This window comes from Zooshikella ganghwensis DSM 15267 (genome assembly GCF_000428585.1).
GTDB lineage: Bacteria > Pseudomonadota > Gammaproteobacteria > Pseudomonadales > Zooshikellaceae > Zooshikella > Zooshikella ganghwensis.
The window spans coordinates 1-17093 of record NZ_AUAF01000011.1; the positions used below are offsets into that span (position 1 = coordinate 1).

10 protein-coding genes and 1 pseudogene are annotated in these 17093 nt (G+C 41.5%); 10 read left to right on the top strand and 1 reads right to left on the bottom strand.

Annotated features, from left to right (window positions below):
* Window positions 1-293 (top strand): annotated as a pseudogene (locus tag F607_RS34535) (hypothetical protein); the annotation flags it as partial.
* 93 nt (window positions 294-386) lie between these two features.
* On the opposite strand, the gene gbpA reads toward F607_RS34535, so the two are convergent.
* Complete coding sequence (gene gbpA, locus F607_RS0104200) at window positions 387-1847, bottom strand: N-acetylglucosamine-binding protein GbpA (protein WP_027707068.1); 1461 nt, start codon at window positions 1845-1847, stop codon at window positions 387-389.
* A 518-nt stretch (window positions 1848-2365) separates the two neighbouring features.
* On the opposite strand from gbpA, the gene F607_RS28075 reads away from it, so the two are divergent.
* The 9 genes from F607_RS28075 to F607_RS0104245 all read left to right on the top strand — a co-directional run bounded on the left by F607_RS28075 (window position 2366) and on the right by F607_RS0104245 (window position 17072).
* Entirely contained in the window at window positions 2366-3196 is an 831-nt protein-coding gene (locus F607_RS28075; protein WP_157365376.1) for an efflux RND transporter periplasmic adaptor subunit, read from the top strand.
* A 127-nt stretch (window positions 3197-3323) separates the two neighbouring features.
* Window positions 3324-4757, top strand: a complete 1434-nt coding sequence (locus tag F607_RS0104210) for an efflux RND transporter periplasmic adaptor subunit (protein WP_027707069.1) — start codon at window positions 3324-3326, stop codon at window positions 4755-4757.
* Entirely contained in the window at window positions 4757-6886 is a 2130-nt protein-coding gene (locus F607_RS0104215) for a site-2 protease family protein (RefSeq protein ID WP_051310867.1), read from the top strand. The genes F607_RS0104210 and F607_RS0104215 overlap by 1 nt, the downstream gene beginning before the upstream one ends.
* Window positions 6887-7116: 230 nt before the next feature.
* A complete protein-coding gene (locus F607_RS0104220) occupies window positions 7117-7635 on the top strand; it encodes a GNAT family N-acetyltransferase (protein WP_230400362.1) in 519 nt (172 codons plus the stop codon).
* A 68-nt stretch (window positions 7636-7703) separates the two neighbouring features.
* The gene (locus tag F607_RS0104225) at window positions 7704-8207 is read left to right on the top strand and encodes a phage tail protein (RefSeq protein ID WP_027707072.1); all 504 of its coding nucleotides are present in this window, start codon (window positions 7704-7706) and stop codon (window positions 8205-8207) included.
* A 36-nt stretch (window positions 8208-8243) separates the two neighbouring features.
* Complete coding sequence (locus F607_RS0104230; RefSeq protein ID WP_027707073.1) at window positions 8244-8759, top strand: phage tail protein; 516 nt, start codon at window positions 8244-8246, stop codon at window positions 8757-8759.
* 65 nt (window positions 8760-8824) lie between these two features.
* On the top strand, window positions 8825-9370 hold the full coding sequence (locus F607_RS0104235) for a phage tail protein (RefSeq protein WP_027707074.1): 546 nt from the start codon (window positions 8825-8827) through the stop codon (window positions 9368-9370).
* 315 nt (window positions 9371-9685) lie between these two features.
* Entirely contained in the window at window positions 9686-10036 is a 351-nt protein-coding gene (locus F607_RS28080) for a DUF6916 family protein (RefSeq protein ID WP_169719763.1), read from the top strand.
* A gap of 481 nt (window positions 10037-10517) precedes the next feature.
* Window positions 10518-17072 (top strand): DUF4347 domain-containing protein, encoded by a 6555-nt coding sequence (locus tag F607_RS0104245; RefSeq protein ID WP_027707075.1) that lies wholly within the window; start codon window positions 10518-10520, stop codon window positions 17070-17072.
* Window positions 17073-17093: the final 21 nt, after the last annotated feature.

Here is a 17093-nt window from a genome sequence, read left to right on the forward strand (position 1 = left end):
AACAATATACAGGATTCACCCACTGTCAGTCACGTAAAAAAGAAGCCACACATACTCATTTAAATGCTTCATTATCAGCACTTAATGTCTTGAAGTTAGAGGATCAGCTATTAAAAGGAAGTAATGATAGAACAGTAATTTCAATTGTCTCATGGAAACGTAAAAAATTTAATCAACACTTAATGGAAAAACTTTTTGACAAGTTAGGGTTAAGCTTAAGTATTCAAAAAGTCGCTCAAGTGTATAAACAGATGAGTGACTATGGGGGGCTATGGCTGCGTAAAAGTGTCTAGAGTATTGTAACTGAAAGTTTTACGAAATAAAATGGGGTATTAGCTACCCCATTTTTTTACCATTAGTTGTAGACATATAATAGCTAAGGCTGTTTATTTTTCATCCCAAGCCATTTTCCAGTGAGAACCAACCCCCGGTTCAAAATTATTTGAGGTGCTAGTCCATTGTTTGCAGTAACCACTATAGGGAAAAGGTTTACATTGGTATATCTTGCCATTTTTAGGCTGAATTACCTTAGTACCTGCTTTGTAGTTGCTCACGCCTTCTGGAAATGAGTAATCATATTGACCATCTTTTCCATCATCGCCTGGATCAGTTGAGTCATTAACCAGCTTAAACTGGTAGGTTTGTTGTACTAAAGAAAAGGCTTTTGTTTTGAGAACAAGGGTGTAGTTACCGGGTTTGGCATTTTTAATATTAATGGTGACGCTTTCTGTGCTGTTGTTAACAGCAGTTGAGCCAAATGCAACTTGTGCATTATTTTTATCAAATACAATATTGTCAACAGTCAGTTTTTCTGTGCTGGTTAGGGTGAAGTCTACATTTGCTTCATTGCTTTGAATAATATAGCTATCTTTTAATCCGCCAACATTAACCTGTGGATCGGGCTTTTGGTCTTTAACGATTTGTACTTCTGCGCGACGGATATCACTTGTTTTTAGTGCGTAAATATTATTTTGTCCCATGGCAGGAACGACTTTACCATCTTTACCCAGTTGACCAGCCGCAAGGGATTTATGTTGATTATTGATTTCTGTAGCAAGCAAATGAGGCCAGTTATTTTTTTGTCCTTCTTGTGGCGAGTTTATGGTAATAGATGTTGTTAAGTTGGCTTGCTCTCCATCTTTATTAAAAAAGCGCGCTTTAACCATGTCGCCTGATTGAAGATTCATTGTTGGGTTAATATCACCAATATCTTGCCATTGAGCGTCAGGAATATCTGGATCAGGATTTCCTTTCCCAGATATATTGACATCTATGGCTTGATAAAAACTATTCACAGTATCCCCAACATCCCAAACAGCAAGAATAACATGATAGCCACTACGTTCAGGCACATTACAGTCATGTGTAACATCAACGGGTGGACGGGACTGGTTACCATCAATTGCACAAAAAGGTGTTGCTTCAAATGAACTTCTGGTTAAAGCCTGATTAGGGTTCCAGTCACTTTTGGTAATGAAGTATCGCCAGTCACGTGTTGCATGGTTTGCAGTAAAGTGCCAGGAGAACTTATTGGGTCCTGGCTTTATGCTGCTTTTATGCCAACGAGTAGCTGTTTGCTCATCTAACTGGGAAAATTGACTTAGTCCGGCACTGGCTATTTTTCCATCAGCAGGGCCTGACTCTGGATAACGATCAAGGCCTTCTACACTTTGGGGCTCCCATTGAACAGGGCCGCAATTTGTATTATGCCCTAGTTTACACTTGTAAGATCTGGATTCAGGAGAGGAAACATAACCATGTGCCATGACACCCTGGGCAATAAAGAGTGAACTGATTAGTGCGATTTTCGTTAATTGTGGCGATAAAAGAGAATGTTGCTTGATCATAAGGAAAGTCTCATTTTTTTATTTACAAAACAGCAAAACGAAAGTCACATGTGCTTAACTAAAGAAAATATACCCTTCACGAATCATTTTTAGGGTTTGTTGTCAACGCTCTTGACCACTGCCCCTAAAAACCCTTCGTTATAGATATAGTTTTGCTTTTGACTTAATATTTGCTGCGAAAAAAGTTGCGTTCACTTTTAAAAACTAAGAGTTAAGAAGGGGTTGCGTTCACGTTGTCAGGTTAATAAATATAATACTAGGCGACTAACTTGACATTTATGCTAATAAGTCATTATAGGCATATAAAATATTCCGTAGTGAGTCACAAAATATACCCATAGTGAAGGGTATATGTAATAAATTTTGTCTAATTATGAATATGTTATGTCAGATATTCTTTGAATAAGTCATCATATTAAAAAAAAGGCATTACATATGATAAACGATAGTGACAAAGTTATAAGACGAGTGTGATATAAATCAAAGAGGTTGTTGTGTTGTGACACCCTCCAAGGAAAGTGAGTACTAAAACTTATACTGCAAGGATATTTATTAATAAAAAGATGGACATACAAGTTTACGGTGTTTCTTTGCTGGTTATCACACTATTGTTGCAAGTCAGTTTCTTACAAAAGAGTATGGCTTATGAAACGACCGAAGGTGTCAATGATGGAACGGATACCAATCAACAAGTGAGGGCGCTGCTTGTCCCTAATAAAGAAGCTAAGATCTCCAGTCAAATGAATGGCCGTATTGCATCGTTAAATATTAAAGAAGGTGAGTCCTTTAAAAAAAATGATATTTTAGTGACATTTGATTGTGACGAACCGCTAGCAAATTTAAAGTCTAGTAAAGCCCAATATGAAATAGCAAAAACAACTTACCAAATACAAAGAAAATTAAATAATTTATCAGCAGGTAGTCGTTTAGATTTGGCTATTGCTGAGGCGGATGTTGAGAAAACAAAAGCGATGTACGATTACAACCAGGTGATGGTGAAGCACTGTACTATTTATGCACCATTTAATGGTTGGGTGGTAGAACGAATTGCAAATGAGTATGAAAATGTGACTTATGGGACACCGCTTATTTCGATTATAGATAATGAACCGTTGAAACTTGACTTATTTGTTCCTTCTGAATGGTTAAGCTGGCTTAGTGTAGGAAAATACTTTCAACTTACAATTGATGAGACAAGAAAAAGCTATCAAGGTGTAATAAAAAAAATTATACCTAAAGTTGATTCTGCCAGTCAGACTGTCGCAGTCAAGGCATATATTGCTAATCAGCCTCCAGAACTTATTGCAGGTATGAGTGGTACAGCTGATTTCACTAAACAAGGGCTTTAATGTCGTCTTATACTCTTATAGCGAAGGTTTATTGGTGAAAAGACGCACTTCACAATAAGTATATACCCTTCGCAAATCAAGTTTAGGGGATTTTGTAGCTTTCAATGGGTTTTTACAAGGATAGTGTATGGATACCCCGCAAGCTCAATTGAGTAAGCAGAGTCAACGGTTAAAGCAGAACAATGACGTTAACAATGACCCTAAGTTTCAACGTCTCTTAGAACTACTTTCTTTAGAGAGTGAGTTGAAACTCTTAGAAAAAGAAGTTGAACTATTTTTCACCATTAGCAATGAAACCATTCGCATTATTCCTTATGATCAGTCTGTTTTATTTGCGTGTCAGCAAACTAATTCCCGAAAAAAAAGCAAAGTTAATACTGCCCAGTCATTGCTTGCGGTAACAGCTTCATCATTGTCAACAGTTGATAAAGAGTCACCGTTTATTATTTGGTTACAAGCTGCTCTTAAACATATTGCAGATCACCATTCTTTAACAGAGATTCTGGAAATAAAAGCAGGTATGTTAACTGATGAGTTAAGAAGTGAGTGGTGTCATTGGTGTCCAGGGCATGTTTTGTGGTGCCCTTTACTTGGCAAGGACAGACAGTTATTAGGTGGCGTGTGGCTGATTAGAAGGGAGTTATGGGAGCAAAATGATAAAGTTATACTGATGAGGTTAATGGAAGCATATGCATATACCTGGCAAGTATTAACCCCCAAACGCACTTTTAAGCAACAGGTTAAGCATATTTTTGCGGGGCGGAAAAAGTGGGTTGCTCTGACTCTATTAATGATGAGTGTAATACCTGTACGTTTAAGCGTATTAGCCTCTGCCCAAGTGGTTGCACGTCAACCATTATTAGTCACTGCACCTCTGGAAGGTGTGGTAAAAGAAATAAAAGTAAAACCTAATCAGAGTGTGGCAAAAGGTGATTTGCTTTTCACATTAGATGACACGGTCATTCGTAATCAACATAGTTTGGCAGTAAAAGCATATGATGTTGCGCAGGCAAACTATATGCGAGCCAGTCAACAGGCATTTGCCAATATGCAAAGTAAAGCTGAACTGGCAGTCTTAAAGGCAATATTAGCAGAGAAAAAAGCAGAAGTGGATTATCAACAAGCACTTATGGAGCGAATAAAAATTGTGGCTCAACATAGTGGTGTTGTCGTTTTTAGTGACCCGAATGACTGGATTGGTAAGCCAGTTGTTGTAGGTGAGAAAGTTATGACTATTGCAGATATCCATGACACATGGTTGGACATTTGGTTACCTGTTGATGATGCGGTTAATTTGGAGTCAGGGGCAGAAGTAAGGTTATTTTTAAATATTGACCCATTAAACTCAATTCCGGCAAAACTGGAACAAACGAGTTATGAGGCTGAATTATCGCCGAGGGATATATTGGCTTATCGCTTAAAAGCAAGTTTTTTAGCAGAGGAACAGTTACCCAGGCTTGGTCTGAAAGGTGTTGTGAAAATTTATGCTGATCATGTCCCTTTAATTTATTACATTTTTAGAAGACCTCTTTCTGAAGCCAGACGCTGGTTTGGCTTATAATGAGTGAAAAATTATTAGACTCAAACAGCCTCTTGCCCGAACTACGTCAGGAACTTCAACTACTACCTGGGCCACGAGCACCAACTGGCGAGCCTTCCTGGACCTTACACGATCCTGTTAGTCAACGGTTTTATTATATCGGTGAGCGAGAGTTTATCTTACTGACTTATTGGCAACGTCTGCGAGTGGCAGACGTTTTAATATATTGTAATAAAAATAGTAAAAAATTTTTTGAACTGGAAGATGTCGAAAAACTGCTCTTATTTTTATTTAAAAATGAATTGCTTAAAGTTGTAGATAAGAAAGCAAATCAAATACTTATTGATCGACACTTGACAGCCAATAGAGGCTGGAAAAGCTGGTTCCTGCGAAATTATTTGTTTTTTAGAGTTCCACTTATAAGGCCTGATCGCTTTTTGATAGCGACATACCCTTATATTCGTCACTTATTTACAACTAAAGTGCTTATGTTTTTTTTAATACTGACACTGCTGGGTATTTTGTTAGTATTACGTCAGTTGGACTATTTTTTTCATAGTTTTAGTCACTTATACAGTCTTTCTGGTGCGCTAACTTTTTTTATTACCCTAAGCTGTATTAAAGTAGCCCATGAATTTGGGCATGCCTATGCCTGTAAACACTTTGGCTTAAAAGTACCCTCAATGGGCGTTGCATTCATGGTACTTTGGCCTGTGTTATATACGGATGCAACAGAGGCATGGAAGCTAGGAAAAAGAAATCAAAGAATTAAAATTGGTATTGCCGGTGTTGCTACAGAACTGGCCATTGCAGGTGTCGCCACATTTTTGTGGAGCTTCCTTCCTGAAGGGGGGCTAAAGTCTGTTATGTTTATTGTAGCAACGACGACCTGGGTTTTCAGTTTATTGATTAATTTGAACCCATTTATGCGTTTTGATGGGTACTATGTTTTAGTTGATGTGCTGGATACGCCTAATTTGCAGCCTAGGTCATTTGCATTAGCACAGTGGTGGCTTCGAGAATGGCTCTTTGGAATAAATGCCGAGCCTCCAGAAATCTTTCCTAAAGTTCGGCACTACACTTTGATAGTTTATGCGTTTTTGACATGGATTTATCGTTTTTTCCTTTTTTTAGGTATAGCACTTCTTCTTTATCATATTGCGTTTAAACTATTAGGTATCATTCTTTTTATTGTTGAAGTTGCTGTTTTGTTGATTAAGCCTATTGTGAATGAAATGAAAGTTTGGTGGAAGCTTAGAGAACAATTGCCTAGACGTCGTAAAGTGATTTTACCTTTGTTGGTTAGCTTGGGACTATTTGTAGCTTGCTTTCCCTGGTTTTCGTCTGTTGAGCTGCCTGGTATATATACATCTACCGTATTTCAGCGTATTTACCCCCCTGTTGATGCACAAATACGTCAGGTTGCTATTAAGCATGGCCAGCAAGTTAAAGTCGGTGATGAGTTATTTAATTTATCAACGCCTGGTTTGTTTTATGAGATAAAACGGGTAAAAGCTCGTCATAATATGCTACAGCTTTTATTGAAGCGGAGTGGCTCAACGCCAGAAATGTTGGATGCGACTCCCGTCATTGCTCAGCAGTTAGCAGAAGCAGAAAGTAAACTTCAGGGGTTGATAGAAAAGCAAAATAAACTGTCAATACAGGCTACAATTGCTGGAGAAATATTACAGTTAAAAGATGGTTTAATGGAAGGTACTTGGATTAACTCAAAACAGCAGATGGCATTAGTAGTTGACCCTCAAAGTGGAATGATTGAAGCCTATGTACCCGAGAAGGATCTTAATAAAGTCGTTACTGGCGCTTCAGCAAGATTTTATCCAGATATTCCTGAGCTTGAGCCTATTGATTGTGAGATAGCATCAGTCAGCATGATGCATAGCCACTCTCTTGATAACCCGTATCTTGCTTCTATTCATGGAGGTGATATTCCTGTAAGGGTTGAAAGTAACGGTGCACTTATCAATGAAGAGGCACTTTTTCTAATAACATTGAAACCAAAACAGCAATTGCAGACCAAGTTAGCGCACATCATCAAAGGGCAAGTATCCGTAGATGTAAATTCATATAGCATGATGGAATCATTTATTAATCATGTTTTACAAGTTTTTATCAGAGAGACTAGCTTTTGATTTTGACACTTTTTTTAAAAAATCAATGAGCATTATCCTGTCTTTGGTAGCTATTGGCACAAGGCTAGGTGCAACAGGCCCTAGCGCAATCATTATTTCTTACAAACAATTTCTGCGATTACTCTGAGATAATCTCCTCTTCTTCAACAGCGCATAGGCAAAAAAAATATTCGCACTATACTTACGTATACTACGTAACCTCCAAAATAAGAATGCTAAATGGAGTAGTAATGGTTAACTCAATGGACCTGAATGGACTCGCGAGAGGAATATCACTTCGTCCTGCGACTTCTTCTGATAAATACTTCATTAATACACTTTATCGCTCTACACGTGATGATCTAAGACTCATTGATGGAGATGAAGACTTTGTGGAAACACTTATTGAGCAGCAATGCCATGCTCAAACCCTTGGATATGAAAATATGTTTCCACATGCTTTCTATTTTATTGTTGAAAAACAACAGCAATCTATTGGTCGAGTAACGCTTGATTTTTCTGATGATGCAGTTCATCTCATTGATATAGCTTTTATCCCAGAAGCAAGGAATAAAGGTTATGGGGAGAGTGTATTACGAGCACTGCAGCTTGCCGCGGCTAAAAGTTGTTCCTCGTTGATATTAAGTGTTCATCAAGCAAACTGGACTGCAAAAAAACTGTATAAAAAATTAGGATTTAAAATTGATGGTTTTTACCCACCGTATGAACGAATGGTATGGTATCCAACCACAAAGGAGATGATGGCTTAATACATTCGTGAAGAGTTTATATCCAGTTCATGGATAAACTAAAACAACACAAATAAGGAAGTCATTTTATGTCTGAACCGTTTATTAGCCAAATAAATATGTTTGGGTTTGATTTTGCCCCCAGAACATGGGCCAAATGTGATGGACAAAATTTACCAATAGCGAATAACCCAAGCTTGTTTTCATTACTAGGTATTGCTTTTGGTGGGGATGGCCGCACCACCTTTGGTTTGCCTAACTTACAGGGTCGTGTCCCCATTCATATGGGAAATGGCTATCGAATAGGGGAAAGTGGAGGTAATGAAACTGTCAGGTTAATGGTTGAAAACTTACCTAAGCATACTCACCAAATGCAAGCCAACAGCCAGCCGGGCGCAACGAACGAGCCAAGTAATCAAGTATTAGCCATGGAGCCATCAGGTAAAAATATTTATGGTCCTGCAACCAACTTAGTAGAGATGGGAAATTCTTTAATGGCTACTGGAGGTGGTGAAGCTCACTTTAATATGCAGCCATCTCAGGTGATAAGTTTTTGTATTGCGTTAACCGGATTATTTCCTCCTAGAAATTAACGCTCTAGGACCAATAATTAACAGAGGATAAAAATAATGGCTGAGCCCTTTATTGGTGAAATCAGAATTTTTGCTGGTAACTTTGCTCCTGTTCACTGGGCATTCTGTGATAATAACCTGATTCCTGTAACTGAAAATGGTGCGTTATTTTCTCTACTAGGGAGTCGTTATGGTGGGGATGGCAGAAGTACTTTTGCATTACCCGATATGCGTGGCCGACTACCCGTTAATCAAGGAACGGGACCAGGGCTGACGCCGCGCAGTATTGGAGAGAGAATGGGGGTAGAGGAAGTGACCCTAACTGTTCCCCAGATGCCTGCACATGCTCACCAGCTGCAAGCAAGTAATAATACGGCAGATAGTATAGAACCTCAAAGTCGGGTTTTGGCTAATGGTCAACCCATTTATTCAGCAACAAATGCCAATTTAGTTGCCATGTCAGCAAGTCAGGTTGGCAATACTGGAGGCAGCCAGCCACATAATAATGTTATGCCCTTTCTTTGCGTCAATTTTATTATTGCATTACAAGGTATTTACCCCCAGCGCAACTAAAGGCAGCTCTACAAAATTACTATTTTTAGAGTCACCTTAATTTATAAAGGCAGGAGCTTAAAACTATGTCAGAACCATTTATTGCACAAATTCAATTATGGGGCTGTAATTATGCACCACGAGGCTGGGCATATTGTGATGGTGGGTTGTTATCAATAGCAGAAAATACGGCATTATTCTCTTTAATAGGTACTACATATGGTGGGGATGGTCGTACTACGATGGGATTACCTAATTTACAAGGTAGGGCGCCAATGCATCCCGGAAATGGTCCAGGGCTGACACCCAGATTATTGGCTGAACGAGGAGGGACGGAACAAGTCGTGTTGACTCAAGCCACTATACCTGCCCATACACACCAAATGTACGCGGAGGATGCTGATGCAGAGGAAACCCAAACCACAGCAGCCTATTTAGCAAAAGGAGGTGTTCCAGGGCGAGGAGGGCGTTTTTATCCTATAGATACCTATAATAACCCTGATAACTTAATGCCATTGTCCTCTTCAGCTTTAACTGAAACAGGCTTAGGGCAAGCTCATGAAAACAGACAGCCATTTTTAGCGGTCAACTTTTGTATCGCATTAATGGGGATTTATCCAAACCGAAGTTAAAAAAATATAATAATTTATATGCCGTGTTATATCCTTTATGATGCATTTTTAAACCCTTTGTTATGAGTATTGTTTTTTTTAACGTTAGGTGTTATTGAACACTGGGTGTCATAAAAACGTACAGTTATTCCTTATAAACTTTATGGGGTTTGGAGCGGCAACCAGGCTCACAGGGAAAGGTTCTCGGTGTGCTCGAAAGGTGTAATCCAGGCTTTTCCCCGGTTTAACCTATTTAAACTTGACAATTTTTTACTCATATTTCGGTCTTAAAAACTACACATAACAGCATGTATACCTAACATATAGGGTATGCCTTTGACGAAGGGACGAGAGAGTACTATGCAGGTTGATACACTTGCCCAGCTAAAGCATGATGATTTTGGTAAGCACATTAAAGAGAAGTTTATTGTTAAGGATGTTGGTGTTGATTTCTCTATAGAACTTATTGAAGTTAAACAGTTATATAGAGCAATTAAAAAAGACGGACGAGATCAGTTTTCCTTACTCTTTAAAGCCAGAGACGAAATACTGTTGCCACAAAAAACATATCATTTGGAACATGAAAAAATGGGGCGGCTTGATATTTTTTTGGTGCCAATTGGTCATGAGTGCCCAGAAGATCAAGGTGGTCAGGCGTTTTACTTATATGAAGCTATTTTTACTTGAGTTTATATTTTGGGAATGAGTTTTGGTTGAGCGTATTAAGTTTTAATGAAAAATATCACCGCTTTGTCTTAGCGTCATAAAGCTATACGCTTTTTTGGTGATTGTTTGTAGTGTTTTATTGGTCTAATATTTAGACTGAGTTTTAACATTAACACGCCGAAAAAAGTTTTCTGGTTTGCGCACTGGCCTTGGCTAATAGTTTTGGTGTTACTTGCTATCTATTATTTAGGAGAGGTTTCAATGTAACCTTGATTTTTTGCATGGATGCTTCTGTAAAACCGATGGTTAATATATAACATTTGGTGCTTTTGTTCTATTTTATATTATTGTTGCTCATAATGATGAGATTGCAATGCTCTTAAAATAGAGGCTCTAAAAAAATAGAAAGTTTTTCAATGTGCATGTTACACCTTTTTATGCACGAAACTTTTATAGACTGGATTGTCTAGTTAATTCGCGAAATTTGCAGGAGCACGAAACCATGCAACTTAAAAGTCAGCATCGTTTTCCCTATCGTTCTCTTCTTCATAAATACTTCAAACATGGTTTACGTGGCAGAGTAAATACGCTCTTGCGCAAAAAAAAGACTTACTCTTCGCCTTTTCAAGATTCATTGTTGCATAGTGTCTCATCGGCCTCATGTTTAATTGCACTAGAAAAGCGGTTTTTATTTGATGGTGCTGCTGCCGCAACAGCTGCAGATACTGCGAGTGCTAATGAAGGTTCCACAAACTCAACTGGAGAGGATACTTCATCAGAAGACTTGGCTCAGGCATTGATGCAGCCTGTAACAACTAATAATGAAACAGAAAATAGCGAAGAAGCGTCAGATAAAAGTAAAACAGTTATCTTCATTGACAGTCGAGTTTCAGATTATCAGTCCTTAGTGGAAGGGTTAGATGAGTCTGTTGATGTTGTCATTATTCAGGCGCAACAAAATGGTCTGGAGCAAATGGCTAACGCGCTGGCTGAATATAGTAACCTGGATGCTATTCATGTTGTTTCGCATGGTGATGATGGACAGCTGCAATTAGGCAATATAACTGTTTCGTCAGATAATATTGCTGATTATACACAGCACTTGTCAGATATTGGTGCTGCACTTAGCCAGCAAGGCGACATTTTATTGTATGGCTGTGACGTAGGGAAAGGCTCTATAGGTGAAGCTTTTGTTCAAGCTTTGGCAGGTTTCACAGATGCTGATATTGCAGCCTCTACGGATGATACTGGTGGTGATGAATTAGGTGGAAACTGGCATTTTGAGTATACAACAGGTGATGTGTCAACAGACTCACCTTTTGATGCAGAAGTACTTGCGTCATATGATTATTTAATGGCACTCCCTATTTCCAGTGACCAAACAACTAATTATGACGGATTGGGACTGTCTGATACTGCAGTAATCGCCAATGGCACAGTGATTGATGATATTTCTTATGATGGTTGGCGGTTTAATGGTTTTGGAGGCGAAACGGGAATTTATGCCCATGAAGGTAGTTTAACTAATGATGTGAATACTACTGGTACGCGCTTTTATACCAGTGACAGCTCCAACTTTAAATTCACCAGTATTGATTATGTCATTGATACAGCAGGTAACCCTGCCAATGCCACCATAACCTTTTATGGTTTTCGTAATGGAGTACAAGTAGAGTCTCAAGGCTTTAATGCGGCAGATACCAGTTCTGGTACCTGGACATTAAACTGGGGTTCCGTTGATGAGGTGAAGGTTACTGCAAATACTCACTGGATCTTCATGGATAATTTAAAAGTTGGTGCTGAAATTCCTGCGAATGCGACACCCGCAGTTTCCATTAATAATACCAATTTAGCTTATACCGAAGGCAATGCTGCGACCCAAATAGACAGTGCGGGAACTGTCAGTGACTCAGATGGCGATGCAGAGTGGAATGGTGGCTCTTTATCAGTGCAAATTACTGGTAATGCAGAAGCGGGTGATCGAATCAGTATTGTTGACAGTGATGGTGACGGTACCGCAATTACCATTGGTGGTACCAATATTTTTGCTAATGGTATTGATATTGGTGACCTCAGCGCCAGTGGCGGTATTGTCACTGGTGGTACCAAGCTAACTATTACCTTTGACAGCGATGCTACCAATGCCAATGTCCAGGAAGTGTTGCAGTCCATTCGTTATGACTCTACGACTCAAGATCCAGGCACTTCTAATCGCACCATTACGTTTACCGCTACGGACAAAAATGCAGCCAGTGGTTCAGATACTCGAACTGTTGTGATGACGGCTGTCAACGATGAGCCTACCTTAACGGCCAATGCCAGCAACCCCACTTATACAGAAGGAGGGACTGCGGCTAGCTTGTTTAGTGGAACGAGTGTCAGCACTATTGAGTCAGGGCAAACAGTGAGTGGTTTAACTTTTACTATCACCAATGTCACTAATGGTAGTAATGAGCGTATCAATGTGGATGGCACCACCATTGTACTGACTCATGGCACAAATGGTACAACCGCGAGTAATAGCTTGAATTACAGTGTCAGTGTCATAGGTACCACGGCAACCATATCATTGACTGGTGGCACTTTATCGGCGGCAGCTACTCAGACTCTGGTGGATAACATGAGCTACCAGAATAACAGTAACTCGCCCAATACCAGTAACCGAGTGGTCACCTTAACCAGTATTCAAGACAGTGGCGGCACCGCCAATGGTGGGGATAATACGGGCTCATTAGCCATTGCTTCAACCATCACGGTGGTGCAAAACAATGATGAGCCTACCTTAACCAGTAATGGCAGTAACCCCACTTTTACCGAAGGTGGCGCTGCGGCCAGTCTATATAGTGGTACCAGTATCAGTACCGTCGAAGCAGGCCAAACCATTAAAGGGCTGACTTTTACCATCACTAACGTGACTAATGGCAGCAGTGAGATTATCAATATTGATGGTACCGCAATTGTACTGACCCATGGCACGAGTGGCAGTACCGCGACTAATAGTCTGAATTACAGTGTGATGGTGATTGGCACGACTGCCACTGTGTCCTTGACGGGAGGCACACTGTCAACTGCAGCGACGCAAACCATGATAGACAATATGAGCTATCAAAATAACAGTAACACGCCGAATACAAGTAACCGAGTGGTGACGTTAACCAGTATTCAAGACAGTGGTGGTACCGCGAATGGTGGAGATGATACGGCTTCTGTGGCTATTGCTTCGACGGTAACGGTGGTTGGGGTTAATGATGAACCGACCTTAACGGCCAATGCCAGTAACCCGACCTTTACTGAAGGTGGTGCAGCCGCCAGCCTGTTTACCGGTACCAATATCAATACGGTGGAATCGGGGCAAAATATCACGGGGCTGAGCTTTACCATTACCAATGTCACCAATGGTAGTAATGAACGGATCAATATCGATGGCACGACTATTGTGCTGACCTATGGCACTAACGGTAGTACCGCGGGCAATAGCTTGAATTACAGTGTAATGGTGATCGGCACCACTGCCACAGTCACCATGACGGGTGGCAATATGTCTACCGCAGCAGCACAGACTATGATCGATAACATGAGTTACCAGAACAACAGTAACTCCCCCAGTACCAGCAATCGGGTGGTGACCTTAACCAGTATTCAAGACAGTGGCGGCACCGCCAATGGTGGAGATAATACGGGCTCTCTGGCAGTGGCTTCCACCGTGACCGTGGTACAGAACAACGATGAGCCCACCTTAACCGCTAATGGTAGCAACCCGACCTTTACCGAGGGGGGGGCTGCTGCCAGTCTGTTCAGTGGCACTAATATCAGTACCGTCGAAGCAGGGCAAACCATCAAGGGCTTTACTTTTACGGTGTCCAATGTGGCCAACGGCATTAATGAAGTGATCAATATAGACGGCACGGCGATTGTGCTGACTCATGGCACCAGAGGCAGCACGGCGGGCAATAGCTTGAGTTATAGCGTGACCGTGGTGGGTACGACGGCCACCGTGGCATTGACCGGGGGCACGATGTCCACCGCCACCACGCAAACCTTGATCGATAACATGAGTTATCAGAACAACAGTAATACCCCCAGCACCAGCAACCGGGTGGTGACCTTAACCAGTATTCAAGACAGTGGTGGTACAGCCAATGGTGGGGATGATACCGCGTCTATTTCCGTGGCCTCGACTGTGACGGTGGTGGGGGTAAATGATGAGCCGACCTTAACCGCCAATGCCAGTAACCCGACCTTTACCGAAGGGGGCGCGGTAGCCAGCCTGTTTACCGGTACCAATATCAATACGGTGGAATCGGGGCAAAATATCACGGGGCTGAGCTTTACCATCACCAATGTCACCAATGGCAGCAATGAGCGGATCAATATTGATGGCACCACCATTGTGCTGACCCATGGCATCAATGGCAGCACCGCGGGGAATAGTTTGAATTACAGCGTAATGGTGATCGGTACTACGGCGACAGTGACCATGACCGGGGGTAACCTGTCAGTAGCCGCAGCCGAAACCATGATCGATAACATGAGTTACCAGAACAACAGTAACTCGCCCAGCACTAGCAACCGGGTAGTGACCTTAACCAGTATTCAGGACAGTGGCGGTACGGCTAATGGTGGGGATAACACCGGCTCACTAGCGGTGGCATCTACTGTCACTGTCGTACAAAACAATGATGAGCCCACCTTAACCGCTAATGGTAGCAACCCGACCTTTACCGAGGGTGGCGCCGCCGCTAGTCTGTTCAGTGGCACTAATATCAGTACCGTGGAAGCAGGGCAAACCATCAAAGGCTTTACCTTTACCATTTCCAATGTAGCGAATGGTATTAATGAAGTGATCAATATTGACGGCACGGCCATCGTGCTGACCCACGGCACCAGCGGCAGCACGGCGGGCAATAGCTTGAGTTATAGCGTGACCGTGGTGGGTACGACGGCCACCGTGGCATTGACCGGTGGCACGATGTCCACCGCCACCACGCAAACCCTGATTGATAACATGAGTTATCAGAACAACAGCAATACCCCTAGCACCAGCAACCGGGTGGTGACCTTAACCAGTATTCAAGACAGCGGTGGCACTGCCAATGGTGGGGATGATACGGCGTCTATTTCCGTGGCCTTGACGGTGACCATGGTGGGCGTCAATGATGAGCCTACCTTAACCGCCAATGCCAGCAACCCGACCTTTACCGAAGGGGGGGCCGCCGCCAGCCTGTTTACCGGTACCAATATCAATACCGTGGAATCGGGGCAGAATATTACTGGGCTGAGCTTTACCATCACCAACGTGACCAATGGCAGTAATGAACGCATTAATATCGATGGTACCACCATTGTCCTCACCCACGGCACTAACGGCAGTACGGCCGGCAATAGTCTGAATTACAGTGTGATGGTGATCGGCACCACCGCCACCGTGACCATGACCGGGGGTAATCTATCGGTCGCGGCGGCAGAAACCATGATCGACAACATGAGTTACCAGAACAACAGTAACTCCCCCAGTACCAGCAATCGGGTGGTGACGTTAACCAGTATTCAAGACAGTGGTGGTACTGCAAATGGTGGTGATAATACGGCATCATTGGCTATTGCATCTACAGTAACTGTTGTTAGTAATAATGATGCCCCCACATTAAGCGCTAATGCGAATAATCCCAACTTTGTTGAAGATGGCAGTGCGGTTAATGTATTTAATGGCACAACAGTTAGCACAGTCGAAGCTGGCCAAAATATCACAGGCTTAACCCTAACAATCACCAACATCACGAATATTTCTCAAGAAATAATCAATATTGATGGTGCTTCGATTTTACTGGTTAATGGTGCTTCCGGTTCCACTACTATTAATGGACTAAGTTATGCAGTGACTTTTTCTGGTTCTACCGCAACAGTTGTATTAACTGGAGGCAGTTTAACAACTGCACAAACTCAGACGTTGGTTGATGGCATAACCTATCAAAATAATAGTCAATCCCCCAACACAACATCTCGTGTAGTGACTTTGAAACAAATTACTGATGATGGAGGTACTGCAGATGGTGGTAGTGATACGAAGAATATTTCGGTTGTTTCTACGGTAAGTATTACATCAGTAAATGATGTACCGACTGCCATGAGTTTATCGAATGCAGATTTAAACTTGTCCTCAACAACAGGCATTGTGGGTTCATTATCAGCGACAGATGCTGATATTGGCGATATACATACTTATGCATTAGTCAGTGGTGTAGGTGGTGACCATAATGGCTTATTTGTGGTTGAAAATAATGTAATTAAAGCGGCAAATACTGCTAATTTGTCTGGTGGTGTGTATACCATTCGAGTGCAAGCGATTGATCGTGCAGGAGGAACCTACGAACGATCCTTTACCATAACGGTTACTGATGATGCATCCTTAAACTATACCCAGCAAAATGGTAATAACATTGGCGCTGATAGACCGAGGGTAAATAATGAGCCTATTGGAGCTGGTGAACCGGCTTTTGAGCCAGATAACCCTCTACTGCCAGAACCACCGACAGTCAATGTGGTTTTACCAAGGGAAGCGATTGCGGTAAATAATGTTATCGATGCAAATCAGCGTACCTATAATACAACGCTGAGCCATATTGTAACCAGTACACAGGTAGCACCTCCTTTAACATTTTCACCGACCTATAATTTTTATACTGCTATCGGTCGTGGGTTTGGAGTGAGTAGTTCAACACCATTTGTTTCACCAACTGACTTTGGCACTCCGCCTGGTTTTAATCAAGATAATGGGCCAGCAGATACTGACAGTAATGATGTTAATAATCAGGGAGATGAAGAGCCTGCAAATAGTGGAACCCCTGGTGATAGTGATACCCCTGATAGCAGCCGTGATGATGCTTCTGCAAATGATACGACATTTAGACCTAACTTTACTGAGCAGTTACAACTTGCGAATAATGCAAATCAAAAACAAGCATTGTTGGCAGCACTGCTTGGTACACCATTAAATGAAAAGGCACAAGAAAGTGAGCAAGTTATCGATTTAAAAAATGATCATAAAAAAGTGAGTTAGTAAATCGTTACAAAAATAAAT